This window comes from Azospirillum griseum (assembly GCF_003966125.1).
Taxonomy (GTDB): domain Bacteria; phylum Pseudomonadota; class Alphaproteobacteria; order Azospirillales; family Azospirillaceae; genus Azospirillum; species Azospirillum griseum.
In genome coordinates, this window is the sequence record NZ_RXMA01000009.1 from 143,097 (window position 1) to 168,156 (window position 25,060).

23 protein-coding genes are annotated in these 25,060 nt (G+C 66.1%); 17 read left to right on the forward strand and 6 right to left on the reverse strand.

Annotated elements, in window-relative coordinates; genetic code table 11:
• Positions 1-12 precede the first annotated feature (12 nt).
• From EJ903_RS11870 to EJ903_RS11885, 4 genes are all read left to right on the forward strand, one after another.
• Entirely contained in the window at positions 13-684 is a 672-nt protein-coding gene (locus tag EJ903_RS11870; RefSeq protein WP_126615403.1) for an amino acid ABC transporter permease, read from the forward strand.
• On the forward strand, positions 677-1,327 hold the full coding sequence (locus EJ903_RS11875) for an amino acid ABC transporter permease (RefSeq protein WP_126615405.1): 651 nt from the start codon (positions 677-679) through the stop codon (positions 1,325-1,327). The genes EJ903_RS11870 and EJ903_RS11875 overlap by 8 nt, the downstream gene beginning before the upstream one ends.
• Positions 1,314-2,084, forward strand: a complete 771-nt coding sequence (locus EJ903_RS11880; protein ID WP_126615407.1) for an amino acid ABC transporter ATP-binding protein — start codon at positions 1,314-1,316, stop codon at positions 2,082-2,084. The genes EJ903_RS11875 and EJ903_RS11880 overlap by 14 nt, the downstream gene beginning before the upstream one ends.
• A 117-nt stretch (positions 2,085-2,201) precedes the next feature.
• Entirely contained in the window at positions 2,202-2,900 is a 699-nt protein-coding gene (locus tag EJ903_RS11885) for a pirin family protein (protein ID WP_126615409.1), read from the forward strand.
• Between the two features lie 73 nt (positions 2,901-2,973).
• Here the strand turns inward: EJ903_RS11885 and EJ903_RS11890 are convergent, their stop codons facing one another.
• Positions 2,974-4,416, reverse strand: a complete 1,443-nt coding sequence (locus tag EJ903_RS11890; protein ID WP_126615411.1) for a catalase — start codon at positions 4,414-4,416, stop codon at positions 2,974-2,976.
• Between the two features lie 148 nt (positions 4,417-4,564).
• On the opposite strand from EJ903_RS11890, the gene EJ903_RS11895 reads away from it, so the two are divergent.
• The gene (locus EJ903_RS11895) at positions 4,565-5,497 is read left to right on the forward strand and encodes a LysR substrate-binding domain-containing protein (RefSeq protein ID WP_126615413.1); all 933 of its coding nucleotides are present in this window, start codon (positions 4,565-4,567) and stop codon (positions 5,495-5,497) included.
• Here EJ903_RS11895 and EJ903_RS11900 read toward each other — a convergent pair.
• On the reverse strand, positions 5,494-7,125 hold the full coding sequence (locus EJ903_RS11900; protein WP_126615415.1) for a diguanylate cyclase domain-containing protein: 1,632 nt from the start codon (positions 7,123-7,125) through the stop codon (positions 5,494-5,496). The two genes, EJ903_RS11895 and EJ903_RS11900, sit on opposite strands and share 4 nt — an antisense overlap.
• 433 nt (positions 7,126-7,558) lie before the next feature.
• Between EJ903_RS11900 and EJ903_RS11905 the strand changes: the two genes are divergently transcribed.
• The 5 genes from EJ903_RS11905 (at position 7,559) to EJ903_RS11925 (ending at position 13,469) form a co-directional block, all read left to right on the forward strand.
• Entirely contained in the window at positions 7,559-8,650 is a 1,092-nt protein-coding gene (locus EJ903_RS11905; protein WP_126615417.1) for a TRAP transporter substrate-binding protein, read from the forward strand.
• Between the two features lie 325 nt (positions 8,651-8,975).
• Complete coding sequence (locus EJ903_RS11910) at positions 8,976-10,067, forward strand: ABC transporter ATP-binding protein (protein WP_246015497.1); 1,092 nt, start codon at positions 8,976-8,978, stop codon at positions 10,065-10,067.
• Between the two features lie 84 nt (positions 10,068-10,151).
• The gene (locus EJ903_RS11915) at positions 10,152-11,198 is read left to right on the forward strand and encodes an ABC transporter substrate-binding protein (protein WP_126615419.1); all 1,047 of its coding nucleotides are present in this window, start codon (positions 10,152-10,154) and stop codon (positions 11,196-11,198) included.
• Positions 11,199-11,391: 193 nt separating this feature from the next.
• Complete coding sequence (locus EJ903_RS11920) at positions 11,392-12,642, forward strand: ABC transporter permease (RefSeq protein ID WP_126615421.1); 1,251 nt, start codon at positions 11,392-11,394, stop codon at positions 12,640-12,642.
• Positions 12,639-13,469, forward strand: a complete 831-nt coding sequence (locus EJ903_RS11925) for an ABC transporter permease (protein WP_174237285.1) — start codon at positions 12,639-12,641, stop codon at positions 13,467-13,469. Before EJ903_RS11920 ends, EJ903_RS11925 begins: the two co-directional genes overlap by 4 nt.
• A 46-nt stretch (positions 13,470-13,515) precedes the next feature.
• Here EJ903_RS11925 and EJ903_RS11930 read toward each other — a convergent pair whose 3' ends face one another.
• A complete protein-coding gene (locus EJ903_RS11930) occupies positions 13,516-14,082 on the reverse strand; it encodes a cupin domain-containing protein (protein WP_126615423.1) in 567 nt (188 codons plus the stop codon).
• A 192-nt stretch (positions 14,083-14,274) separates the two neighbouring features.
• On the opposite strand from EJ903_RS11930, the gene EJ903_RS11935 reads away from it, so the two are divergent.
• From EJ903_RS11935 to EJ903_RS11945, 3 genes are all read left to right on the forward strand, one after another.
• Complete coding sequence (locus tag EJ903_RS11935) at positions 14,275-15,735, forward strand: NAD-dependent succinate-semialdehyde dehydrogenase (RefSeq protein WP_174237289.1); 1,461 nt, start codon at positions 14,275-14,277, stop codon at positions 15,733-15,735.
• A 26-nt stretch (positions 15,736-15,761) separates the two neighbouring features.
• Complete coding sequence (gabT, locus tag EJ903_RS11940) at positions 15,762-17,048, forward strand: 4-aminobutyrate--2-oxoglutarate transaminase (protein ID WP_126615425.1); 1,287 nt, start codon at positions 15,762-15,764, stop codon at positions 17,046-17,048.
• A gap of 96 nt (positions 17,049-17,144) precedes the next feature.
• Entirely contained in the window at positions 17,145-18,347 is a 1,203-nt protein-coding gene (locus EJ903_RS11945) for a CaiB/BaiF CoA transferase family protein (RefSeq protein ID WP_126615427.1), read from the forward strand.
• Between the two features lie 99 nt (positions 18,348-18,446).
• Here the strand turns inward: EJ903_RS11945 and EJ903_RS11950 are convergent, their stop codons facing one another.
• Complete coding sequence (locus EJ903_RS11950; protein ID WP_126615430.1) at positions 18,447-19,487, reverse strand: zinc-dependent alcohol dehydrogenase family protein; 1,041 nt, start codon at positions 19,485-19,487, stop codon at positions 18,447-18,449.
• Positions 19,488-19,622: 135 nt separating this feature from the next.
• Here EJ903_RS11950 and EJ903_RS11955 point away from each other — a divergent pair, with 135 nt between their 5' ends.
• The 4 genes from EJ903_RS11955 to EJ903_RS11970 all read left to right on the forward strand — a co-directional run bounded on the left by EJ903_RS11955 (position 19,623) and on the right by EJ903_RS11970 (position 23,319).
• On the forward strand, positions 19,623-20,111 hold the full coding sequence (locus tag EJ903_RS11955; protein WP_126615432.1) for an Lrp/AsnC family transcriptional regulator: 489 nt from the start codon (positions 19,623-19,625) through the stop codon (positions 20,109-20,111).
• A gap of 193 nt (positions 20,112-20,304) precedes the next feature.
• Positions 20,305-21,207: a DMT family transporter gene (locus tag EJ903_RS11960; RefSeq protein ID WP_126615434.1), complete on the forward strand. Its 903-nt coding sequence runs from the start codon at positions 20,305-20,307 to the stop codon at positions 21,205-21,207.
• Positions 21,208-21,353: 146 nt separating this feature from the next.
• Positions 21,354-22,379, forward strand: a complete 1,026-nt coding sequence (locus EJ903_RS11965; protein ID WP_126615436.1) for a sodium-dependent bicarbonate transport family permease — start codon at positions 21,354-21,356, stop codon at positions 22,377-22,379.
• Positions 22,380-22,434: 55 nt separating this feature from the next.
• Positions 22,435-23,319: a LysR substrate-binding domain-containing protein gene (locus EJ903_RS11970; RefSeq protein WP_126615438.1), complete on the forward strand. Its 885-nt coding sequence runs from the start codon at positions 22,435-22,437 to the stop codon at positions 23,317-23,319.
• Between the two features lie 18 nt (positions 23,320-23,337).
• On the opposite strand, the gene EJ903_RS11975 is transcribed toward EJ903_RS11970, so the two are convergent.
• Both EJ903_RS11975 and EJ903_RS11980 read right to left on the reverse strand, forming a co-directional pair.
• Positions 23,338-23,712, reverse strand: coding sequence for a hypothetical protein (locus EJ903_RS11975; protein ID WP_126615440.1), 375 nt, complete (start codon positions 23,710-23,712; stop codon positions 23,338-23,340).
• Between the two features lie 31 nt (positions 23,713-23,743).
• Complete coding sequence (locus EJ903_RS11980; protein ID WP_126615442.1) at positions 23,744-25,057, reverse strand: hypothetical protein; 1,314 nt, start codon at positions 25,055-25,057, stop codon at positions 23,744-23,746.
• Positions 25,058-25,060: the final 3 nt, after the last annotated feature.

The window sequence follows — 25,060 nt, forward strand, 5'->3', positions numbered from 1 at the left end:
GCGGGCGTTTCCATGGCCTATCGGTTTGATTTTTCATCCCTGGCGGATTACACGCCCGTGCTGGTGCAGGGGGTGGCCACCACGGTCGGCCTCACCCTGATCGGCGGCGTGCTGGGTGTGGGCATCGGCATCGCCGGGGCGGCGGCCCGCTCCTCCGGCAACGCGCCGGTGCGGTTCGCGGTCGGCTCCTACGTCGAGCTGATCCGCAACACGCCGTTCCTGGTCCAGCTGTTCTTCATCTTTTTCGGATTGCCGTCGCTGGGCGTCCGCTTGCCGGAATGGCAGGCGGCGGTTCTGGCGATGGTCATCAATCTCGGGGCCTACGCCACCGAGATCATCCGCGCGGGCATCGACGCCACGCCCAAGGGGCAGATCGAAGCGGGGGCGAGCCTGGGCATGACCGGGCCGCAGATCTTCCGCTACATCATCCTTGGCCCGGCGATGGGCAAGATTTGGCCCGCCCTGACCAGCCAGATCATCATCGTGATGCTGGGGTCGTCGGTCTGTTCGCAGATCGCGGTGGAGGAGCTGAGCTTCGCCGCCAACTTCATCCAATCCCGCAATTTCCGCCCCTTCGAGGTCTATTTCCTCGCGACCGCGCTGTATCTGGCCTTGGCCATCGCGCTGCGCTGGTTGCTGGCCCGGCTGGGCGATCGGATGTTCCGGGGAGGTGCCCGTGTATAACTTCACCCTGTGGGACATCCTGTCCAACCTGCTGTTGGCGGCGCGCTGGACCGTGCTGCTGTCGGCCATCGCCTTTGTTTGCGGTGGGATCGCCGGGGTCCTGGTGCTGCTGGCCCGTGTGGCCCCGCTGCGCCCCCTGCAAACGGCCATGAAACTCTACATCGAGCTGTTTCAGGGCACGCCGCTGCTGATGCAGCTCTTCATCGTCTTCTTCGCCCTGCCGCTGACCGGCATCGAAACCTCGCCCTGGACGGCGGCGGCGGTGGCGCTGACCCTGTTCACCAGCGCCTACCTCGCCGAGATCTGGCGCGGCTGCGTGGAGGCGGTGCCGAGGGGCCAGTGGGAGGCGTCGGCCAGCCTGGCGATGAGCTATGGCGAGCAGATGCGCTACGTCGTGCTGCCGCAGGCCCTGCGCATCGCGGTGCCGCCGACCGTCGGCTTTTCGGTGCAGGTGGTGAAGGGGACCGCCGTCACCTCGATCATCGGCTTTGTCGAGGTGACGAAGGCCGGAACCATGATCACCAACGCCACCTTCCAACCCTTCCTGGTCTATGGCCTCGTCGGGTTGATCTATTTCGCCCTCTGCTACCCGTTGTCGCTCTCGGCCAAGGCGCTGGAAAGGAAGCTCAATGTCGCTCGCTGATCAATCGGTGTCCCCGTCGGCCCGCCCGCTGGTCAAGCTGTCGAACATCCGCAAATCCTTCGGCTCGGTGGAGGTGCTGAAGGGGGTGGACATGGCGGTGCAGGAGGGGCAGGTCGTCGCCATGATCGGGCGCAGCGGCTCGGGCAAAAGCACCCTGCTGCGCAGCATCAACGGGCTGGAACGCATCGACGATGGCGTGATCGAGGTGGACGGCGAATGCGTCGATCCCAGCCAGATCGATTTGCGGGCGCTGCGCTTGAAGGTCGGCATGGTGTTCCAGCAATTCAACCTGTTCCCGCACCTGACCGCCGGGGAAAACGTCATGCTGGCGTTGAAGGTGGTGAAGAAGCAGGACAAGGCCGCCTGCCGCGCGGCGGCGGAAGCCGCGCTGTCCAAGGTCGGGCTGGGCCACAAGTTCGACGCCTACCCCTCGCAGCTCTCCGGCGGGCAGCAGCAGCGCGTGGCCATCGCCCGTTCGCTCGCCATGGCCCCCAAGGTGCTGCTGTGCGATGAAATCACCTCGGCCCTGGACCCTGAACTGGTGAACGAGGTGCTGTCCGTCGTGCGCCAACTGGCGGAAGAGGGCATGACCCTGCTGCTGGTCACGCACGAAATGCGCTTCGCCCGCGAGGTCTGCGATTCCCTGGTGTTCATGCACGGAGGTCGTATCATCGAACACGGGCCGCCCGCTGAGCTGTTCGACCGTCCGCAAACGCCGGAACTGGCCCAGTTCGTCGGCATGGTGGAGGCGCGGTGAAGGTTGTTGTGCATGACGTGACAATCATGTTCTGATGCACCGGATTGTTTCGAAGCCTTCTTGGGCGCAGTCTTGGGTCAACGAGGCAAGCCCAAGCGGCACAGGAGGGTTTCGATCATGATCACCATTCGTCATCGCAACGAACGCGGCGCGGTCAACATGGGTTGGCTGAACAGCCAGCACAGCTTCTCGTTCGGCCATTACCATGATCCCGACCAGATGGGTTTCCGCGCCCTGCGCGTCATCAACGAGGATCGGGTGATTCCGGGCGCGGGCTTTCCCACCCATGGCCACGCCAACATGGAAATCGTGTCCTACGTCCTGTCGGGCGCGTTGGAGCACAAGGACTCGCTGGGAACCGGCTCGATCATCCGCCCCGGCGAGGTGCAGCGGATGAGCGCCGGGCGCGGCATCCGCCACAGCGAATACAACGCCTCGCAGACCGACCCGGTCCACTTTCTGCAAATCTGGATTTTGCCGGAAGCCCACGGGTTGGCCGCTGGCTACGAGCAATCGGCCTTCGCCGACGAGGAGAAGCGCGGGGCGCTGCGTCTGGTCGGTTCGCGTGATGGCCGCAACGGCAGCGTCACCATCCACCAGGACGTTGATCTGTACGCCACCTTGCTGGACGGGGACGAGAGCGCCCAACTGCCGCTGCGTCCGGGCCGTCACGCCTGGGTGCAGGTGGCGCGCGGCGAGGTGCACGTCAACGGTGTGCGGTTGCAGGAAGGCGACGGCGCGGCCCTGAGCGACGAGGCGGCGGTGACGCTGGACCGCGCGACGGCGGCGGAAGTCCTGGTTTTCGATCTGGCGTGACGCGACAGCCACGGGCCGGGGGAGGTTTCCCCGGCCCGTGGCCTGTTGAGCTGATGGCGTCAGGCCGCAACGGTCAGGCTGTTGCGGTCAGGCTCAGCCGGGCGGCGATGCCAGCGCCATACCGGGCGTCGGCGGCGTGGAAATGGGCCAACTGGCGCTCCTGGATGGCGCGCGGGGCCTTGGCCAGCGACCCGGCGATGGCGTCCATCAGACGGGCTTGCGCCTCCTCCCCGATCAGGCGGAACAGCGCACCGGCCTGGGCGTAATCGTCGTTCCCCTCGCGGTGGCTGTAGCGGTCGGCGTCGCCGCTGATGCGCAGGGGCGGTTCGGCGGCGGCGGCGCTTTGCGTCGGCCCGCCGAAGCTGTTGGGTTCGTAGTTGGGCGCACCGCCGCCGTTGCCGTCAAAACGCATCGCCCCGTCGCGCTGGTGGCTGTGGACCGGGCAACCCTGCGGCCGGTTCACCGGCAGATGGGCGTAATTGGCCCCCAACCGGTAACGGTGGGCGTCGGCGTAGGCGAACAGGCGGCCTTGCAGCATCTTGTCGGGGCTGAAGGAGATGCCGGGAACGACGCTGGCCGGGCTGAAGGCCGACTGTTCGGTCTCGGCGAAGAAATTCTCCGGGTTGCGGTTCAGGATCAACTCGCCGAACTCCACCAGCGGGTAATCGGCGTGCGGCCACACCTTGGTCAGGTCGAATGGGTTGATGGCGTAGGTCTCGGCCTCGGCCTCCGGCATGATCTGCACCGACACGGTCCAGGCCGGGAAATCGCCGTCCTGGATCGCGGCGTACAGGTCGCGGGTGGCGTGATCGGGGTCCACCCCGGCCATGGTCACGGCCTGTTCGGCGGTGAAGTTCTGGATCCCCTGGCGGGTCTTGAAGTGGTACTTCACCCAGAACCGCTCACCCGCCGCGTTGATCCACGAAAAGGTGTGGCTGGAAAAGCCGTCCATGTGGCGGTAGCCGCGCGGGGTGCCCCGGTCGCTGAACAGGATGGTCAATTGGTGCAGGGTTTCCGGCGACAGCGAGAAGAAATCCCACATCGCCGTCGGATCCTTCAGGTTGGTGGCCGGGTTGCGCTTTTGCGTGTGGATGAAGTCGGGGAATTTCAGGGGATCGCGCAGGAAGAACACCGGGGTGTTGTTGCCGACCAGATCGTAATTTCCCTCTTCGGTGTAGAACTTCACGGCGAATCCGCGCGGGTCGCGGTCGGCGTCGGCCGATCCCTTTTCCCCGCCCACGGTGGAAAAGCGCAGGAAAACCGGCGTTTCCTTGCCCACCGCCGACAGGAAGGCCGCCTTGGTCCAGCCGGTCACGTCGCGGGTGACGCGGAAGACGCCATAGGCCCCGGCCCCCTTGGCGTGCACCACCCGTTCGGGGATGCGTTCGCGGTTGAAATGGGCCAGCTTTTCGATCAGGTGGAAATCCTGCAACAGCAGCGGGCCGCGTGGCCCGGCGCTCAAGGAGTTCTGGTTGTCGGCGACCGGTTGGCCGAAGCTGGTGGTCAGGACGCTCATGATCGGGATCTCCGCTGTGGGGTCGGGCCGTTTTGGCAGTGGTCGTTTGACTGTGGCCGTTTGGGTGTCGGCTGCGTGGCTCTGGTTATCCCCCGCTGGCGTTGATATATCCAAGACATCGTTCCGAACATGTCGATAGGTAACAGCTATGAACATCGCCGGTCTGTCCCTGCGCGATCTGGATTATGTGGTGGCGGTGGCCGAGTTGCGGCATTTCGGCAAGGCGGCGGAGCGCTGCGGCGTCAGCCAGCCATCCTTGAGCGCGCAGATCCGCAAACTGGAAGACAGCCTGGGGGTGGCGCTGTTCGAACGCACCAGCCGCCGGGTGCTGACCACCCAGGCCGGGGAACCGATCATCCGGCAGGCGCGCGTTGTGTTGGCGGAGGCGCAACGGCTGCTGGCCCTGGCGGCGGGGCGGGACGGCGCGCTGTCGGGCCGGTTCCGACTGGCGGCGATTCAGACCGTGGGGCCGTATCTGTTTCCCCACCTGTTGCCGCTGCTGCGGACGCACCACCCCGATCTGACGCTGGTTCTGTCGGAAGGGCGGACGGATGGACTGCTGGAGGATTTGCGCGACGGCCGGATCGACGCGGTCCTGCTCGCCCTGCCGGTGGAGGCCGACGGGGTGGCGTCCGCGCCCTTGTTCTTTGAACCCTTCGTGCTGGCGCACCCGGTCGGTCATCCGCTTGGACAAGGTCCGACGCTGGCCCTGGCCGACATCGACCCCGCCGACCTGCTGCTGCTGGAGGAAGGGCATTGTCTGCGCGATCAGGCGCTGGCGGTCTGCGGCCTGACCGCTCCGGCGGGCCGCCACGCCACCGGGCTGGAAACCCTGCGCCACATGGTGGCGGCGGGGGCGGGCTGCACGCTGATGCCGGTGTTGGCCACCGGGGCCACGGCGACGGTTGGCGGCCTGGTCGGCTACCGCCCCTTTGACGCGGAGCGGCCGGGCCGGGTGGTCGGGCTGGCCTGGCGGGCGAGCGATCCACGCGACCGGGGCTTGCGCGAGCTTGCAGCGCTGTTTCGCGGGGTGTTCCCGACGGGAATGGGGTGCGTGCCGGTTGCTTTGATCAACGGTTAAGCGGTGTCGTTGTCGGCGCGGGGCGACCACACCACGGCGCGGTTGCGCCCGTCGCGCTTGGCCTGATAGAGCGCCTCGTCGGCGCGACGCAGGACGGTGGCGACGTCGGGCGAATCCTCCGGCCAGCGGGCGATGCCGATGGAGCAGCCCACCCGCACCATCTGGCCGCCGATGGACACCGGCTCGTTGACCGCTTCGATCACGCGGGCGGCAAGCGCGGCGGCGTCGGGCGGTTGCTGGTTGGCCGAACGCGGCAGGATGGCGGCAAACTCGTCGCCGCCCAGCCGGGCGACGATGTCGTCGTTGCGGAACAGGGTGGTCAGGCGTTGCCCGACCTGCCGCAGCACGGTGTCGCCTGCGTCGTGGCCCAAGCGGTCGTTGATCGGTTTGAAGCCGTCGAGGTCGATGTACATCATCGCCGCCGCCCCGGTCCCGTGGGTGCAGGCTTCCAGATACTGTTCGAAATAGCGGCGGTTGGGCAGGGTGGTCAGCCGATCCTGATAGGCGATGTCCTCCAACCGCATCAGGGCGGCGTCCTTGTGGGTCAGGCTGTCGATCAGGTCGCGCAGGGTGCGCGACAGGTGTCCCACCTCGGTCTGCCCGCCGACCTCGGGGATTTCCACACCGCTTTCGCCTTGACCGATCCGCTTGGCGGCGCTGGCGATGGCGGTCAACGGGCGGGTGATCCGCCCGGCGGCGAACCAGCCCAACGCGCTGAACAGCAAGGCCAGCGCTGCACCCGATCCGATGATCGAGCGACGCAGCCGGTCAGCCTCGGCGTGGACGACGCTGGCCGGTTGGCGGGCCAGCACGGTCCAGCCCAACCCGGCGTAGTCGTGCACACCCTTGCCGTGGGCGATGCCGGTGACGTACCGGACGCCGTCGGACCAAAGCCCGGATTCCCACCCATCCCGGAACGCGAGGGTGGCGTGGGGCAGCGGTTTGCCGATGGCGTCCTCCGGCCCCAGCAGCACGGTGCCGTCGGCGGCCAGGATGTAGACGGTCAGGCCGTCGCGATCGCGCAGCGGGTCGGTCAACTCCCGCATGGTGGTGCGGGTCCATTCCCAACTGTAATGAACGGCCAGCACGCCGACCGGCTTGCCGTCCGCCCCCAGCAGCGGGGCGGAGACGTCGACGAATTTCGGGTTTTCGCCCGGCAGATGGGGAATCTTGCCCTTCAGGGCGACGGCCTCGTGCACATCGCCGACGAACAACCCCTTCAGCCCTTCGGCGTGCACCGGGCGGCTGGCGATGTTCAGGCCGACCAACAGCCCGTTGCTGGCGGTCAGCACCGTGCCGGACAGGTTGGTCATGCCGATCCAGGCGATGGTCGGGTCGCGCCGCTTCAGCTCTTCAATGGTGGCCTGGGCGACGCTGGGATCCTTGAGCGCGTCGATGCGCGCCAGCGAGGCGATCTGGTTGGCGCGCGCCCACATGGTGGCGTCGAGCTGGTGGGCCAGCGATTGCGCCACCCCCATCATCGAATTGCCGACCTCGCGGTTCAGCACCTGTTCGGATTGGGTGCCGACAAACAGCCCGTTGGCCAGCGCCAGCCCCATCACCAGAACGGCCATCGTCGCGGCGGCGGTGGCGCGGAATTCCAGCGGGCGCAGGGTGGCAAGCGGCATGGGCGTGTCCTGTGGCCAACGCCCTGGTTGCAACGCAGCGGCGGGTGAGGGTGTGAACCGATTTGTAGGCGTATGATGCAAACGGAAGGTTAACACCTATGCTGTTTGGCCGTGGGGAGAAGGGGGAATGTCAAAAAAGTTCGAACCACTGACGATCTGCATATTGCATTAACGGAAAAAGGTCGGTAGCTATACCCCCGCGACCCGAGTTTGGGGAGGAAACGCCTGGAAAGGCGACGAAAAAACGATAATGCTGCGTCGCAGAAAATCCAGCCCCAGGGCTGGATTTTTCGTTTGTGCGGATAGCGCTGCCCGGCGACGTTTGTTCGGGACTCTGACATTCCGAAAGCGGATGCATACGATGGTCGCCCGGAACGGTGGGCGCGCTATGATAGCGCCATCATTCACGACAGCTCCGGGAAGTCACACCATCATGAAACGGCGCGCGTTCCTCACCACCGCCGGGGTTGGCCTGGCCGCCAGTACCGTGGCCGCTCCCGCCATCGCCCAGAGCCAGCCCGAGATCAAATGGCGTCTGGCCTCCAGCTACCCCAAAAGCCTGGACACCATTTATGGCGCGGTGGAGTTCATCGCCAAGCGGGTGGCCGCCGCCACCGACAACAAGTTCCAGATCCGCACCTTCGCCGCCGGTGAAATCGTCCCGGCCCTGCAGGTGCTCGACGCGGTGCAGAACGGTACGGTCGAATGCGGCCAGTCCGCCGCCTATTTCTACGTCGGCAAGGATCCGACCTTCTGCTTTGACACGGCGATGCCGTTCGGCCTGAACACCCGCCAGCACATCGCCTGGATGATGCACGGCGGCGGGCTGGAGCTGATGCGGGAGCAGTTCAAGGAGTACAACATCCACAACATCCCGGCGGGCAACACCGGCGCGCAGATGGGCGGCTGGTTCCGCAAGGAGATCAAGGGCGTCGAGGATCTGAAGGGTCTGAAGATGCGCATCGGCGGGCTGGCCGGTCAGGTGCTGACCCCGCTGGGGTTGGTTCCGCAGCAGTTGGGCGGTGCTGACATCTATCCGGCGCTGGAACGCGGGACCATCGATGCGGCGGAGTTCGTCGGCCCCTACGACGATGAAAAGCTTGGCTTCCACAAGGTCGCCAAGAACTACTATTACCCCGGCTGGTGGGAAGGGTCGGCGCAAATCCCGCTGCTGTTCAATCTGCAAGCCTGGGAACAGCTTCCGGCCTCCTACCGCACCGTGCTGGAAATGGCCTGTTGGGAAGCCAACAGCTGGATGCTGGCGAAATACGACACCTTGAACGCGGCGGCGCTGAAGCGGCTGGTCGGCGGCGGGGCCACCCTGCGCGTGTTCCCGCGCGAGATGATGCAGGCCTGTGAAAAGGCGGCCTTCGACCTGTACGACCAGATCGCCACCAGCAACCCGCGCTTCAAGAAGGTGTACGAGGCGTGGAAGCCCTTCCTGGAGGAAGAGCGGCTGTGGTTCCGCGTGGCCGAAAACGGCTTTGACAGCTTCGTCTACAGCCAATCGTCCCAACGCCGTTGATCGGCGGAGTCGGCGAGTCTCTGGCGAGTCGCCGGGCGGGTGATGGGACGTGCGACGGTATGTCGTCCGCACGGCCCATCATTGGCCTTCTCAATCGCCTGCGGATGGCGCAAACTGCTGTTCGGATTGTGGGCAAGGCCTTCGCAGGTGCACAATAATTCGGCACAGTGTTGAAATGATCGCGACATAAGCATTCCTCTTGTCTATTTTCTTAAACGCGGCTACCGTCTGGGCCAGCAAGACGGACGCGATCCGGGCATGGCCGCGCAACGGCCACGGGGGTCGGCGTCCCCTCTGACGGGAGAGGATGATGGACGGCGGGATGATGGCGACGACGCAGGCGTTGGTGCGGTTCGTCGGGGTGCAAAAAACCTACGACGGCGAACATTTGGTCGTGAAAAGCCTGGATCTCGACATCCGCAAGGGCGAGTTCCTGACCTTGCTCGGCCCCTCCGGGTCGGGCAAGACCACCACCTTGATGATGCTCGCCGGGTTCGAGGTTCCCACCCACGGTGAGATTTTCCTGGGCGACCGCCCGATCAAGAACATGCCGCCGCACAAGCGCGACATCGGCATGGTGTTCCAGAACTACGCCCTGTTCCCCCACCTGACCATCGAGGAAAACGTCGCGTTTCCGCTGACGGTGCGCGGCGTGAACAAGGCGGAGGTCAAGGAGCGCGTCACCGCCGCCCTGCAGATGATCAAGCTGGAGCATGTGGCCAACCGCCACCCCGGCCAATTGTCGGGCGGGCAGCAGCAGCGCGTGGCGCTGGCCCGCGCCCTGGTGTTCAAACCGGCGCTGGTCCTGATGGACGAGCCGCTGGGCGCGCTGGACAAGCGGCTGCGCGAGCACATGCAGTTGGAAATCAAGCGCCTGCACGAAACGATGGGCATCACCGTCGTCTATGTCACGCACGACCAGGGCGAAGCGCTGACCATGTCCGACCGCATCGCGGTCTTCAACGACGGCATCGTCCAGCAGATCGACCGCCCGGACGCGCTGTATGAGCGGCCGGTCAACAGCTTCGTCGCCAACTTCATCGGCGAAAGCAACGTGTTGGCCGGGACCGTCGAAAATATCGAACAGGGCTTCTGCCGTGTGGCGCTGGCCGCCGGTGGGGCGGTGACGGCCACGGCGGTCAATGTTGGCGGTGTCGGGTCGCGCACCTCGCTGTCGGTGCGCCCGGAACGGGTGGCGCTGCTGACCGGGGAGGGCGACGCGTCGCTCAACCGCCTGCCCGCCACGCTGAAGGATCTGATCTACCTGGGGGATCACACGCTGGCGGTGCTGGCCACCCCCGGCAACAACGAATTCATGGTCAAGCTGCCCGCCGGTGCCCATGCCGGGCTGACGCAGGGGCAGGCCGTGACCATCGCCTTCCGCCCCGAAGATTGCCGGGCGCTGGATCCGGTCTGAACCGGCGGGGCGTCGGTGGACGCCCTGCGGCTTTGGCCCGGTCTTTCTCGAAGAACAACGACCACAAGACATAGGACGGGGATCATGTCGAAGTTTAAGCTGGCTCTTGGTTTCGCCGCGACCTTCACCGCCGTCACCGCCCTGGCGTCGGTCGCCAGCGCGCGCGACCTGACCGTCGTGTCGTGGGGCGGGGCGTATCAGGACGTTCAGAAAAAGGTCTATTTCGAGCCGTTCAAGGCGACCGGCACCGCGATGAACGATGAATCGTGGGACGGCGGCGTCGGCGTTCTGCGCGCCAAGGTGCAGGGCGGGGCGTCCACCTGGGACGTGGTCCAGGTCGAAAGCGATGAACTCGCCCTGGGTTGCGACGAAGGTCTGTTCGAAAAGATCAACTATTCGAAGATCGGCGGCGAGGAAGCCTATCTGCCCGCCACCGTCAACGCCTGCGGCGTCGGCGCCATCGTCTATGACTTCGTCCTGGGCTATGACAAGGACAAGCTGAAGGACGCGCCGAAGGGCTGGGCCGACTTCTTCGACACCAAGAAGTATCCGGGCAAGCGTGCCCTGCGCCAGGGTGCCAAGACCACGCTGGAAATCGCCCTGATGGCCGACGGTGTGGCCCCGGCGGATGTCTACAAGGTGCTCGCGACCGAAGCCGGCATCGACCGCGCCTTCAAGAAGCTCGACACCATCAAGGGCGATTTGGTGTGGTGGAAGGCGGGCGCGCAGCCGCCGCAGCTGCTGGCCTCCGGCGAAGTCGTCATGACCTCGGTCTACAACGGCCGCATCGACGCCGCCAACAAGAAGGAAAAGAAGAACTTCGGCATGGTGTGGAACGGCGCGCTGTTCACCATCGACAGCTGGGTCATCCTGAAGGGCAGCCCGAACGTCGAAGCCGCGCACAAGTTCCTGAACTTCGTCGGCAAGGCCGAGACTCAGGCCAAGCTGTCGGAAGGCATCGCCTACGGCACCTCGAACAAGAACGCGCCGTCCAAGCTGTCTCCGGCGATCCTGGCCGATCTGCCGACCTCTCCGGCCAACCTGAAGAACGCCGCCGAAATCGACGTGAACTTCTGGCTGGAAAACATCGACCGTCTGACCGAACGCTTCAACAAGTGGGCGGCCAAGTAACGGTCTGACCAAGCCGCGTTTTGCGGTGTTGGGCCGGTGTCGGCGGGGCTTCGCGTGGTTGCGTCCCGCCGACACCGGTCTACCGTCCCCGTTCGCTCACGCTTTGCCGCCATCGCCGCGCCCGCAAAGCCGGGGCCATCGCTGCGCCCCGTTTTCGCATGCGTGACGGACCCTTTCCTACAGGACATCGCCGATGACAGCCGCATTCGCTGACGGTGCCGAAATGCCGTTGAAGCGCCGATTGAGGCGGGCCGAACGCGCCCGGCAGTTGCGCGCGCTGGGCCTCGTGCTGCCGCTTTTCCTTTTCCTGGTCTTCACCTTCGTCATCCCCATCGGCGGCATGATCTGGCGCTCGGTGGAGGATTGGGAGGTCCCGCAGGTGCTGCCCCACACGGTGGCCGCGCTGGCCGATTGGAACGGCCAGGATCTGCCCAGCGAAACCGCCTTTGCCGCGCTGGCCGGTGATCTCCAGGCGGCGCGCGCCGCCGGGACGGTGGCGGTGGCGGGCAAGCGGTTGAACTACATCATCAACGGCTACCGCACGATCCTGACCTCCACCGCGCGGAACCTGAAGACCGCGCCGGAACCGGGCACGGCCAAGGCCACCCTGATCGGCTTGAACCCGGCCTGGGGCGACCGCGCCACCTGGGCGGCGATCAAGCGCGCCAGCGGCCCCGTGACCGATTATTACCTGTTGGGCGCGGTCGATCTGACGCGCGACGTCAACGGGTCCATCGTCGCCACCCCGCCCGATCAGGCGATCTACCGCGATGTGTTCGGCCGGACCTTCTCCATCGGCTTCGGCGTCACCGCGCTGTGTCTGGTGCTGGGCTTTCCGGTGGCCTATCTGCTGGCCAATCTGCCGGTCGCCCAATCCAACCTGCTGATGATCTTCGTGCTGCTGCCCTTCTGGACCTCGCTTTTGGTGCGGACCTGCGCCTGGATCGTGATCCTCCAGGGTGAGGGCATCGTGAACGGCGCCTTGCAGTGGATGGGCGTGATCGACGAACCGCTGCGGCTGATCTACAACCGCTTCGGCGTCTACATGGCGATGACCCATGTGCTGCTGCCCTTCATGATCCTGCCGCTCTACAGCGTCATGCGCTCGATCTCCCCGGCCTACATGCGGGCGGCGGCGTCGCTGGGCGCGCCACCGGCCACGGCCTTCCTGCGCATTTATCTGCCGCAGACCATTCCGGGGATCGGGGCCGGGTGCCTGTTGGTCTTCATTCTGGCGATTGGTTATTACATCACCCCGGCGCTGGTCGGCGGGGCGGGCGATCAGATGATTTCGGCCTTCATCGCCTTTTACACCACGGAAACCGTCAATTGGGGCCTGGCCTCGGCGTTGGGGGCGGTGCTGCTGCTGTCCACGCTGCTGCTGGCGCTGGTCTATGGCAAGCTGGCGCTGGGCCGCCAGACGACCGGAGGTCTGAAGAATTGAGCGCGAATCACTCCCCGCAAACCGCCAGCCAGCGCTTTGCCTGGATGGCGACGGTCGTCGCGGCGACCCTGGTGTTCGTCTTCCTGATGGCCCCGATCCTGGCGATCGTGCCGCTGTCCTTCAGCTCCGGGGCCTATCTGACCTACCCGCTGCCCGGCTTCTCGCTGCGCTGGTACGAGGATTTCCTCAACTCCCCGCGCTGGATGCTGTCGCTGAAGAACAGTGCGATCATCGGCGTGGCCTCGGCCCTGCTGTCGATGGCGCTGGGCACGCTGGCCTCGCTGGGGCTGGCGGCGTGGAAGAGCAAATGGAAACCGCTGGTGCTGGCGCTGGTGCTGTCGCCGATGGTGGTTCCGGTCGTCATCACGGCGGTGGGCGTCTATTTCTTCTTCGCGCCGCTGGGGCTGACCGGCAATTTCCTCGGCCTCATCCTGGTGCACACCGCGCTCGCCACGCCCTTTGTCGTCATCACCGTGTCGGCGACCCTGCAGGGCTTTGACATGACGCTGGCGCGCGCCGCCGCCTCGCTGGGCGCGCCGCCGCTGATGACCTTCCGCCGGGTGATCCTGCCCCTGATCCTGCCGGGTCTGGCCTCGGGCGCGCTGTTCGCCTTCGCCACCAGCTTTGACGAGGTGGTGACGGTGCTGTTCCTGGCCGGGCCGGAGCAACGCACCCTGCCGCGCGAAATGTTCAGCGGCATCCGCGAGAACATCAGCCCGACCATCACCGCCGTGGCGGTGGTGCTGACGGTGATCTCCGTCGGCCTGCTGACGATGATCGAGTTGCTGCGCCGCCGCAACGAGCGCCTGAAAGGGAACGTGGCCTGAGCGCAAACGGTGAACCACCTTCCCCGCCCGGCGCGGGGGAGGGCGGTTACAGATAGGGCGGGGTGCAGGCGCTGATGAGTTCGCAATCCTCATCGCCGATGTTGCGGAAGCGGTGGGGAATGCGGCTGTCGAAGAGATAGGCGTCGCCGGGGCCAAGGAGCTGTTTGCGGTCGCCGACCGTCAGTTCGATCTGACCCTTCACGACGATGCCACCCTCTTCGGACTCGTGCTGCAGCATCGTCCGGCCGGTGTCGGCCCCGGGGGCGTAGCGTTCGTGCAGGATTTGCAGGTTGCGCCCGCGCAGATCGCCCACCTGCCGGAACGAGACCTGACCGACCGCGCCCTTCAGCTCGTCGGCCAGTTCGATCAGTTCGGTGTTCTTGAAAAAGATCTGTTCGGGCGGGGGCAGATCGTCGGAGGAGAAGAATTCGGCCAGGGACATCGGGATGCCCTGCAACACCTTGCGCAGGGAGGACACCGACGGGCTGCTGCGGTTCTGTTCGATCAGCGAGATGGTTCCGTTGGTCACACCGGCCCGTTGCGCCAGCGCCCGTTGCGACAGGCCATGCTGTTCGCGAATTTGCTTCAACCGTGTGCCAACGTCGAAATCCATCACCCGACTCCTGAAACCTCAACTCCAGGCAATACCCGATTCCAGCAATCCCGTCATCAAAATATGGACAGCTAAACAGGGGTTGTTTAATTTATTAAACATGGTAGGGTTTCTTTCGTGATCCCAACGGTCGGTGCCCCCAAGCGGGCGGGCCGCATTGTCACCACACTTTCAATCCAGGGCGGATCGAACATGCTGTCGCTGAACGACCAGAGCCTTCTTCAGTCCAAGGGCTATGTGAACGGCGCGTGGCGCGCCGCCGACTCCGGCAAGAGCTTCCCCGTCACCAACCCGGCGACCGGCGCGGTGATCGTCGAGGTGGCCGATCTGGGGGCCGCCGAAACGCGCGAGGCCATCGCCGCCGCCGACGCCGCCCTGCCGGGCTGGCGCGCCAAGACCGCCAAGGAGCGCGCGGCGATCCTGCGCCGCTGGTACGACCTGATCCTCGCCAATCAAGAGGATCTGGCCCGGCTGATGACCGCCGAACAGGGCAAGCCGCTGACCGAATCGCGCGGCGAGGTCGCCTATGGCGCGTCCTTCATCGAATGGTTCGCCGAAGAGGGCAAGCGCGCCTATGGCGACGTCATCCCGACCTTTGCCAGCAACAAGCGCATCGTGGTTCTGAAGGAGCCGATCGGTGTCGTTGCGGCGATCACCCCGTGGAATTTCCCGATCGCCATGATCACCCGCAAATGCGCCCCGGCGCTGGCGGCGGGCTGCACCGTGGTGGTGAAACCGGCGGAAGACACGCCGCTGTCGGCCCTGGCGCTGGCCGAACTGGCGCAGCGCGCCGGGGTTCCCGCCGGTGTGTTCAACATCGTCATGGGATCCAACCCGGCGGCCATCGGTGGCGAGCTGACCGCCAGCCCCATCGTGCGCAAGGTCAGCTTCACCGGCTCGACCGAGGTCGGCAAGCTGCTGATGCGGCAGGCCGCCAGCACGGTCAAGAAGGTGTCGCTGGAGCTGGGCGGCAACGCCCCCTTCATCGTGTTCGACGACGCCGATTTGGACGAGGCGGTCAAGGGCGCGATGGCCTCCAAATACCGCAACGCCGGGCAAACCTGCGTCTGTGCGAACCGCCTGCTGGTCCAGGCCGGTGTCTATGACGCCTTCGCCGCCAAGCTGGCCGAGGCGGTGAGCCAATTGCAGGTTGGCAACGGGGCCGACGCCGGTGTCACCCAGGGGCCGCTCATCAACGACGACGCCATCGCCAAGGTGGAAGAGCTGATGGGCGACGCGGTGGAGAAGGGGGCCAAGGTCGCGTTGGGCGGCAAGCGCCACGCGCTGGGCGGCACCTTCTTCGAACCGACGATCCTGACCGGCGTCACCAGCGCGATGCGCGTCGCCCGCGAGGAGATCTTCGGCCCGGTCGCCCCGCTCTTCCGCTTTGAAACGGAAGAGGACGCCATCCGCATGGCCAACGACACCGAATTCGGTCTGGCCGCCTATTTCTACAGCCGCGACATCGGCCGCGTCTGGCGCGTGGCGGAAAAGCTGGAATACGGCATGGTCGGCATCAACGAAGGCATCATTTCGACCGAAGTCGCCCCCTTCGGCGGTGTGAAGGAATCCGGCATCGGCCGCGAAGGCTCCAAATACGGCCTGGATGACTTCATGGAAGTCAAATACCTGTGCGTCGGCCTCGGCGCGTGACGCTCCCAGCATCAAGGAACAGACAGATGAGCAACCAGTCTTTCGTCGCCCGGCGCGAGGCCGCCGTCTCCCGTGGGATTTCCGCCGGTCTGCCGATCTATGTCGAGCGCGCCGAGAATTCGGAGCTGTGGGACGTCGAGGGCAAGCGTTACATTGATTTCGGCAGCGGCATCGCCGTGCTGAACACCGGCCACCGTCACCCCAAGATCATGGACGCGGTCAAGGCCCAGCTGGACCGCTTCACCCACACCTGCGCCATGGTCACGCCGTACGACAGCCTCGTCGAGCTGGCGGAAAAGCTGAACGCGCTGGTTCCCGGCCCGACGCCGAAGAAGACCGCCTTCTTCACCACCGGGGCGGAAGCGGTGGAAAACGCCGTGAAGGTCGCCCGCGCCTTCACCGGCCGTCCGGCGGTCGTCGCCTTCTCCGGCGGCTTCCACGGCCGCACCCTGCTGGGCATGGCGCTGACCGGCAAGGTCGTGCCCTACAAGGTCGGCTTCGGCCCCTTCCCGGCGGACATCTACCATGTGCCGTTCCCCAACGCCTACCGCGACATTTCGGTCGCTGACAGCCTGAAGGCGCTGGACACCCTGTTCAAGTCGGACGTCGATCCGGCCCGCGTGGCCGCCATCATCGTCGAGCCGGTGCAGGGCGAGGGCGGCTTCAACATCGCCTCGACCGAGTTCCTCCAGGCCATCCGCGCGGTGTGCGACAAGCACGGCATCGTCATGATCGCCGACGAGATCCAGACCGGCTTCGCCCGCACCGGCAAGATGTTCGCGGTTGAGCATGCGGGCGTCGAGCCGGACCTGATCACCATGGCCAAGAGCCTGGCGGGCGGCTTCCCGCTGTCGGCGCTGACCGGCAAGGCGGTGATGATGGACGCGCCGGTTCCCGGCGGTCTGGGCGGCACCTACGCGGGCAGCCCGCTGGCCACCACCGCCGCCCTGGCGGTGATCGACGTGATCGAAGAGGAAAAGCTGTGCGAGCGCGCCAGCGTGATCGGTGAGCGCATCGCCGACCGTTTCCGCGCCATGGGCCAGCGCAACAGCATCCCGGTGGTGGGCGACGTCCGCAACCTGGGGGCCATGGTCGCCATGGAGCTGGTGACGAACCGGGAGACCAAGGAACCCGCCGCCGATCTGACCAAGGCGCTGGTCGCCAAGGCGGCGGAAAAGGGCCTGATCCTGCTGTCCTGCGGCACCTACGCCAACGTCATCCGCGTGCTGGTGCCGCTGACCGTGTCGGACGCCGTGCTCGATGAAGGTCTGGACATCATCGAACGTTCTCTGGAAGAACTGTTGGCGGCGTAACGCACGCATCCGGCTTTCCTGCCCTTTCCCCCGCGCCGGGGGAGGGGCGGAGAGCGGGAGAACAACAAACAGGACACCCCTCGGGAGGAGAGAAAATTGGCCGGACCCTTGTCGCACATCCGGGTGTTGGAGCTGTCGCGCGTGCTGGCTGGCCCGTGGGCGGCGCAGACGCTGGCCGATCTGGGCGCGGATGTCATCAAGGTGGAGCGGCCGGGGGCGGGGGACGACACCCGCGCCTGGGGGCCGCCCTGGGCGGGCGACCAATCCGCCTATTTCCTCTCCACCAACCGGGGCAAGCGGTCGATCACCATCGATTTCGAACGCCCCGAAGGCCAGGAGCTGGTCCGCAAGCTGGCCGCGCAGGCCGATGTCGTCATCGAGAATTTCAAGGTCGGCGGTCTGGTCAAATATGGCCTGGACTATGACAGCCTGAAGGCGATCAACCCGCGCCTTGTCTATGGCTCCATCACCGGATTCGGGCAGACCGGGCCGTACCGCAGCCGTGCGGGTTATGATTTCATGATCCAGGGCATGGGCGGGCTGATGAGCGTCACCGGCCAACCCGATGGCGAACCGGGGGCCGGGCCGGTCAAGGTCGGCGTCGCCGTGACCGATATTTTCACCGGTCTCTACGCCACCATCGGCATCCTGGGCGCGCTGGCCCACCGCGACCGCACCGGCGAGGGGCAGCAGGTCGATTTGGCCCTGTTGGACGTCCAGGTGGCGGTTTTGGCCAATCAGGCGATGAATTGTCTGGTCGGCGGGACCGCGCCGCAACGGCTGGGCAACGCGCACCCGAACATCGTGCCCTATCAGGCCTTCGCCACCCGCGACGGCCACATCATTCTGGCGGTGGGCAACGACGGCCAGTTCGCCAAATTCTGCGGCGTGGCCGGTCGCCCCGATCTGGCGACGGATGACCGTTACGCCACCAACCCGGCCCGCGTCGCCAACCGCAAGGAGCTGGTCGCGGTGCTGGAGGAGCTGATCCGCAACCGCGACAGCCAGGATTGGTTGAGCGCGCTGGAAGCGGTGGGCGTGCCCTGCGGCCCGATCAACGATCTGGCGGCGGTCTTCGCCGACCCGCAGGTCCAGGCCCGCAACATCCGCCAGGATCTGCCGCACCCGACGCAAGGCACCGTCCCGACTGTGGCCAGCCCGATCCGCTACAGCGGCACCCCGCTGGTCCACGACACCGCCCCGCCGACGCTGGGCCAGCACACCGACGCGGTGCTGACGCAGGCGCTGGGGCTGGACGAGGCCGCCATCGCGGCCCTGCGCGACAAGGGTGTGATCTGAAAGGGTGTGATCCGGGCGAAGTGATCTGAAAGGCCCTCGCCCCCACCGGGGAGAGGGTTGGGGGAGGGGGCGGAACGCCCCCCATTCCTCCGCGCCGTTTCAGAACTCCGTCACCACGGTAACCCCGGTTCCGGCGAAACGGTCCATCGTCATCAGGGCGTCGATGGATTGTTCCAGCGTGATCCGCTGGCCGATCAGCTTTTCCGGGGCCAGCTTTCCCGACCGCATCATCGCCAGCATCGCGTCGTAGCGGTGGGCCTGCATGCCGTGGCTGCCGAGGATTTCCAGCTCCAGCGCGATGACCCGGCTCATCGGGATGGCGGGGGCGCTGTGGTCGCCCAGCATCAGCCCGACCTGAACATGCTTGCCCCGCTTGCGCAGGCTGCTGACGGAGTTGAAACAGGTGGTCGGGTGGCCCAGCGCGTCGAGCGAGACATGCGCGCCGCCGCCGGTGATCTCGATGACCGCGTCGGCGACGTTCGTCACCTGGGTGGCGTTCACGCTGGCGACCGCGCCCAGGCTGCGGGCCAGGGCGAGCTTGTCGTCGGCGATGTCGATGGCGACGACGTTGGCCCCCACCGCGTTGGCGATCATGATCGCCGACAGGCCGACCCCGCCGCAGCCATGCACCGCCACCCACTGCCCGGCCGAGGTCCTGCCCTGATCGACGACGGCGCGGAAGGAGGTGACGAAGCGGCAACCCAGGCTGGCGGCGGTGTCGAACGCCATGCTGTCGGGCAGGCGCACCAGATTGAGGTCCGCCTGATGCAGCCCGACATATTGGGCGAAGGATCCCCAATGGGTGAATCCGGGCTGGAACTGCCGGTCGCACACCTGATGATGACCGGCGTGGCATTCCGGGCAGGCCCCGCAGCCGCCGACGAACGGAACCGTCACCCGGTCGCCGACCCGCCATTTGGTCACGTCCTTGCCCACCGCCTCGACGATTCCGGCCAACTCGTGACCGGGCACATGGGGAAGCTGGATGTCGGGATCATGGCCGACCCACCCATGCCAATCGCTGCGGCACACGCCGGTCGCCATCACCCGCAGGACGACGCCGTGCGCCTCGGGCGTCGGGTCTGGCACGGTCATCAACCGGGGCGGGGAGGAAAAGGCTTCGTAGACCACCGCTTTCATCAGGCTTCTCCATGGGGATGGGACCGACAGGATAGGGGAAACGCCGTGAAATGGGCTTTCAATTGAAGGGGGAGCGGTCGGACGCTATGAAAGAGTCCATCGGAATCGGATTGCTTTTCGGAAGGTTCCATCACGATGGACGCGCTTGATAAAACGGATGCTGCGATGGTGGACCGGCTGCAACGGGATGGCCGTTTGTCCAACGCCAAGCTTGCCGAACAGCTGTCCATGAGCGAGGCGTCGTGCTGGCGCCGCCAGAAGCGGTTGGAGGAGGCCGGGGTCATCACCGGCTATCAGGCGGTGCTCGACCGCCGCAAGCTCGGCTTTGGCGTGATGGCCTTCGTGCAGATCGTCTGCGCCCAGCATGACGAAGAGGTGACGGCGGCGTTCGAGCGGATCATCCTGGCCTGCCCGTCGGTGCTCAGTTGCCACAACACGACCGGAGAGGCGGATTTCCTGCTGATCGTCGTGGCGCGCGACCTGGATGACTACAGCCGCTTCGTGGACACGGTGTTGAGAACGCTGCCGGGCGTTGCCAGCATCCGATCCAACCTGTCCCTGCGGGAGATGAAGGCGACGAACCGCTTGCCCGTTCTGGAGGCCCCGTATCGCGCGCCGCGCTGAGACCAGCCGCCCGGCGCGTTGGGCGTGGCCTTCCGTTTGTGCAGGGCCGCCCCGCCCGGGCGCGGATCGGGTGACGCTTGCGTTTGTTCGCTGTTCCCGCCATATCGGCACACGCAAAAGTACAGAGCGGCCGCGCGTGTCTTCCCGGCGCGGCCCAGCCATTTTCCCGGCACACCAACCCCCGGATCCGTTCATGACCACGGCAGCCACGACCGACAACCGCCTGGGCATCGCCATGATGCTGGGCGGCATGACGCTTTTCACCGTGAACGACGCGCTGGGCAAATGGCTGGTCGCGGAACACCCGGTGGCGATGCTGCTGGCGGTGCGCAGCCTGTTCGGCATGGCGGTGCTGTTGCCGTGGATTTTGCGCGAAGGGGTGGCGCGCGTCTTTGCGGTGCAGCGCTTGCCGGTTCATCTGGTCCGGGTCGTCCTCGTCACCGTGGACATCGCCTGTTTCTATTGGGCGGTGAATTACCTGCCGTTGGCCGATGTGATGACCATCTACATGTCGGCCCCGCTGATCGTCACCGCGCTGTCGGTGGTGTTCCTGAAGGAATCCGTCGGCTGGCGGCGCTGGTTGGCCGTGCTGGTCGGTTTTGTCGGTGTGGTGATCGTGTTGAACCCGACCGGCCAATTCGATCTGGTCCCGTCGTTGGTGGCGCTGTTGGGGGCGACGATCTTCGCTTCCGGCCTGATCTTCACCCGCTTGCTGCGGGAGGCCGGGAATCTGACGCTGGTCAGCTACCAGACCATGGGCGGGCTGGTGATGGGCGGGGCGGCTTTGCCGTTGGCCTGGAGCGCGCCCGGTTGGCTGGATTTCCTGCTGTTGGGGCTGTTGGGCGTCACCGCGCTGGCCGGGCATTCGCTGATCAACCGGTCGCTGCACCTCAGCCCGGCGGCGGTGGTGGTCCCGTTCCAGTATGTATCGATCCTGTGGGCGGTGGCCCTGGACCTGCTGGTGTGGGGCACGCAGCCCAGCCTGCGCATCGCCGTGGGCGGCGCGCTCATCATTGGCAGCGGCCTGTTCATCTTCCACCGCGAACAGCGGTTGAAGCGGGAGACCGCCGCCGGAGTGTCCTCCGATCACATCTGAGGGTCTGGAAAGCCGACGGCGCTCATCATTGAAAAATTCAATGGATAGTCTGAAACATATCAATTTCTCCTAAATCCACGCCGTCGCTATGGTCGCGGTCGCTGGGCGCATCGCCCGCCCCCAAACCATGGCGAAGGAGAGTTGAGATGGACGTTCTGTTGTCCGCGCCCATTCTGTTTTTTGGGCTTGGCGCGGTGATCGCGCTGTTGGGCGCGCGCACGCCCTTTCCCGATGGGGTGGCGAAGGGCCTGGCGGCCTATCTGCTGGTCGCCATCGGTCTGAAGGGCGGCGTTGCCCTGACCACGGTTCACGCCGCCTCGGTCCTGCCGCTGCTGCTGACCGCCGCGCTGGCCAGCCTGCTGATGCCGGTCCTGGCCTTTCTGATCCTGCGGCGGGCGGCTGGGCTGGACGCGGTCAACGCGGCGTCGATCGCCGCCCATTACGGCTCGGTCAGTCTGGTCACGTTCGTCACCGCCACCAAGCTGCTGGAAAGCCAGGGCATCACTTTTGGCGGGCACATGGTGGCCGCGCTGGCGATCATGGAGGCCCCGGCCATCATCACCGGCCTGCTGCTGGCCGGGGCGACCGGGGCGATGGCGACGGTCGGGGTTGGCGCGGGGGCGGGCGGCGGCGGTGGCACCGTTTCCGTGCTGCTGGGCGGTGGTGCGGGCGGCAAGGGCGTGTCCTTCGGCGCGGCGGTGCGGGAGGCGCTGCTCAACAACTCCGTTCTGCTGCTGGTCGGTGCCCTGGTGATCGGCTTCATCATCGGCAAGCCCGGATACACCGCGCTCGGCGGCCTGTTCGTCGCCCCGTGGGATGGCGTGCTGAGCCTGTTCCTGCTGGAAATGGGCTGTCTGGCCGCCTCGCGGTTGCGGGAAGCCATGGCCTTGAACGCGCGGCTGATCGCCTTCGGCATCGGCATGCCGCTGCTGGGGGCGGCGATTGGCGGGGCCTTGGCCTGGGGGCTGGGCCTGGGGGTTGGTGACGCGGCGCTGTTCGTCACCCTGTGCGCCAGCGCGTCCTACATCGCGGTTCCGGCGGCGATGAGCCACGCGTTGCCGACGGCCAATCCGGGATTGTCGTTGCCGCTGTCGCTGGGTATTACCTTTCCCTTCAACATCCTGGTCGGCATCCCGCTGTATCTTGGCCTGACGCGGGCGCTGTTGGGTTGACCCTGACCGACGGGCTGACCGATGGGGTGAAGCAGGAGAAAGGTCCGATCGCGCGATGCCGACACCGCTTCCCCCCTTCGATCTCGATTTGTTGCGGACCTTCGTCACCATCGTCGATCACGGCGGCTTCACCCGCGCGGCGGATCGGTTGGGGCGCACCCAGTCCACCATCAGCCTGCAAATCAAGCGGCTGGAGGATGGGCTGGGCAAGCGGGTCTTCCTGCGCGACGGGCGCAGCCTGGACCTGACGCCGGAGGGGGAGGTGCTGTTGGCCTACGCCCGCCGTCTGCTGGGCATGGCCAACGAGGCCTGCGTGTTGCTGATGGAGCCGGAGGTGGGCGGAGTCGTGCGGTTGGGCACGCCGGAGGATTTCGCCACCGCCCATCTGCCCGATGTGCTGTGGCGCTTCTCCCGCGCCCATCCGCAGGTGTCGTTGGAGGTCCAATGCGACTTCACGCTCAACCTGCTGAACGGCTTCTCACGCGGCGAGTTCGATCTGGTGCTGTGCAAGCGCGAGCCGCACAGCGGAACCGCCAGCGAGGGAACGAAGGTCTGGCGCGAGCCGCTGGTCTGGGCGGCGTCCGACCGGCTGCTGCTGCCGCCCGGCGCGCCGATTCCCCTGGTGCTGGCCCCGCCCCCCGACATTCACCGCAAGCGGGCGCTGGAGGCGTTGGACGGCGTCGGGCGGCCCTGGCGCATCGTCTACACCAGCCCCAGCCTGACCGGGATCACCGCCGCCGTCTCCGCCGGGTTGGGCGTGACCATCCTTCCCAAGGAGATGCTGGAGAGCGGTTTCCACATCGTGGGCGGCGAACACGGCCTGCCCGACCTGGACGACATCGAAATCGCCCTGCACCGCCGGGTGGAGTCCGGCTCCAAAGCGGTCGAACTGCTGGCGGAGCACATCATCCGGTCACTGGAAAAAACCACGCCGGTCTGACACCCGCCGGTTTGTTGCCTACGAAAAGAAGAAATTCGGAAACACCTGGATCGCCACCGGCTCCACCGGACGCCAGCCGAACTCATGGATCACCGTGTTGGCCTCCACCGGGTGGCGCCCCGGTTCCAGCGACCAGGTGATGTGAAAGGTTGATCCGTCCGGCCGGTCGGTCGCGCCGTTCAGGGCAACGATCAGGGCCTGCATCCCGGCCTCGTCGTCCACCGTGGCGATCACCTCCGCCCCCACCGGGTAGGGCAGCGGGTGGCCATAGGGGACGCCGTGTTCGAGCGTGATGTGGTGGGCGATCACGCACGCGTAGCGCGCGGGAAACAGCGCCAGCAGGCGGGCGCGTTCCGCTTCGGGCAATTCCCAGCCCGTGTAGCCCATGGTCATGACACACAACTCCGTCGGTCCCGTCGCTCCGTCAACGCGGACCCTTGCTGAGGATCTCGTCCATCAACTTGTTCGCTTCCGCCGGGCCTGACAACAGTTCGATCATGCGGATGGCGGTGAAACCGGCGCGCGAGGTGCTGCCGGTCGGTCCCGCCGCCAGCGCCTTGCGCGCCTGATCGGTCAGCGACCCGGTGGCCTTTTGCGTCACCGTCTTCAACTCGCCGCGCAGGCCCAGGGAATCGGCGATGGTGGCGCATTTGCGCAGCGCGCGCGCCTGGTTTTCCGCCGCCAGAAGCTGGGGTTTGTCGTTGGTGCCGCCGGTCAAACCGGCCACCGCCGTGACGATGCCGTTGTCGGCGTCCGCGATCACCTGGGTCTTGACCATGTCGTGGATGGAGTTGCGCACCTCCTTCAGCCGCTGGTCGAACGCCTTGTTGCGGGTGAGTTCGACGGCGTTGCGGGTGGCGTCCAGGCTGGCGACCAGATCGACCGCGAGATCGGCCACCGCCAGCCGGTCCGGCACGCCATCCGGTGTTGCCCTCAACGAGCGGGAGCGGTCCTCGATCTGGCCGACCACGGTGTCGGTCAGTTCCATCAGCAGCTTGCTGCGTTCGGCCGGTTTCTGGCCGAAATCCATGTCGTGCAGGCCACCGAGCAGAACCGACGGATTGCTCAGGCGCGAGGCGGCGACCAGAACGAAGATCTTCAACGCATCCGGGCGGGTGCGAGCCACCTTGCGGCCAAGATCGCGGACACCGTCGATGTGGTCCTTGTGCAGCTTCGTCACCGGTTTGGGCGACAGCACGGTCTTGAGGTCGCGGATTTCCGGTGCGATGGACAGGATGGTGGCGATGTCCGCGATGGCCCGGACGCGATCCGGGTTCAGGCGCAAATCCATCCCTTCCTCAAACCGTCCGGCTTCGGAGTTGGCGGATAGGGCGGCGACCACCTCGGCGGCTTCCGTCCAAAAGGCGTCGGCGATGTTGTCGCGCTGGGGGCCGTCCTGCAACGCCCCGTGATAGCCCTTCAGCTTGGCCCGGCCCATCTTCGCTTCCACCACCGGCCACAGGCTGTTCATCAGCGCCCGCTCTATGACGCTGAGGGGAAGGGGGGCACCCTGCTCCAGAACCTCGAACAGATCCTCGAACGGGTCGCAGAACAGCCGCTTCATCGTCGGGCGACGGTGGATTCGCAATTCGACCATGCGCGGGCGGATCACGGCGATGGTGCGCTGGATGTCGGGGTGGTCGCCCATCTGTTCCAGCAACTCCACGATCTGCCGGAACTTTGCCTCGTCGATGTAGAGCAGCTTGTCGCCCAGAGCGATCAGGTCCTTGATCTCCATGAT

Coding starts and splice junctions, on each gene's coding strand:
- EJ903_RS11950 (WP_126615430.1), bottom strand. CDS start 19,487: ATGAAAGCGGTGGTCTACGAAGCCTTTTCCTCCCCGCCCCGGTTGATG.
- EJ903_RS11915 (WP_126615419.1), top strand. CDS start 10,152: ATGTCGAAGTTTAAGCTGGCTCTTGGTTTCGCCGCGACCTTCACCGCC.
- EJ903_RS11910 (WP_246015497.1), top strand. CDS start 8,976: ATGGCGACGACGCAGGCGTTGGTGCGGTTCGTCGGGGTGCAAAAAACC.
- EJ903_RS11885 (WP_126615409.1), top strand. CDS start 2,202: ATGATCACCATTCGTCATCGCAACGAACGCGGCGCGGTCAACATGGGT.
- EJ903_RS11930 (WP_126615423.1), bottom strand. CDS start 14,082: ATGGATTTCGACGTTGGCACACGGTTGAAGCAAATTCGCGAACAGCAT.
- EJ903_RS11905 (WP_126615417.1), top strand. CDS start 7,559: ATGAAACGGCGCGCGTTCCTCACCACCGCCGGGGTTGGCCTGGCCGCC.
- EJ903_RS11900 (WP_126615415.1), bottom strand. CDS start 7,125: ATGCCGCTTGCCACCCTGCGCCCGCTGGAATTCCGCGCCACCGCCGCC.
- gabT (WP_126615425.1), top strand. CDS start 15,762: ATGAGCAACCAGTCTTTCGTCGCCCGGCGCGAGGCCGCCGTCTCCCGT.
- EJ903_RS11890 (WP_126615411.1), bottom strand. CDS start 4,416: ATGAGCGTCCTGACCACCAGCTTCGGCCAACCGGTCGCCGACAACCAG.
- EJ903_RS11975 (WP_126615440.1), bottom strand. CDS start 23,712: ATGACCATGGGCTACACGGGCTGGGAATTGCCCGAAGCGGAACGCGCC.
- EJ903_RS11955 (WP_126615432.1), top strand. CDS start 19,623: ATGGACGCGCTTGATAAAACGGATGCTGCGATGGTGGACCGGCTGCAA.
- EJ903_RS11970 (WP_126615438.1), top strand. CDS start 22,435: ATGCCGACACCGCTTCCCCCCTTCGATCTCGATTTGTTGCGGACCTTC.
- EJ903_RS11870 (WP_126615403.1), top strand. CDS start 13: ATGGCCTATCGGTTTGATTTTTCATCCCTGGCGGATTACACGCCCGTG.
- EJ903_RS11980 (WP_126615442.1), bottom strand. CDS start 25,057: ATGGAGATCAAGGACCTGATCGCTCTGGGCGACAAGCTGCTCTACATC.
- EJ903_RS11960 (WP_126615434.1), top strand. CDS start 20,305: ATGACCACGGCAGCCACGACCGACAACCGCCTGGGCATCGCCATGATG.
- EJ903_RS11895 (WP_126615413.1), top strand. CDS start 4,565: ATGAACATCGCCGGTCTGTCCCTGCGCGATCTGGATTATGTGGTGGCG.
- EJ903_RS11880 (WP_126615407.1), top strand. CDS start 1,314: ATGTCGCTCGCTGATCAATCGGTGTCCCCGTCGGCCCGCCCGCTGGTC.
- EJ903_RS11965 (WP_126615436.1), top strand. CDS start 21,354: ATGGACGTTCTGTTGTCCGCGCCCATTCTGTTTTTTGGGCTTGGCGCG.
- EJ903_RS11935 (WP_174237289.1), top strand. CDS start 14,275: ATGCTGTCGCTGAACGACCAGAGCCTTCTTCAGTCCAAGGGCTATGTG.
- EJ903_RS11920 (WP_126615421.1), top strand. CDS start 11,392: ATGACAGCCGCATTCGCTGACGGTGCCGAAATGCCGTTGAAGCGCCGA.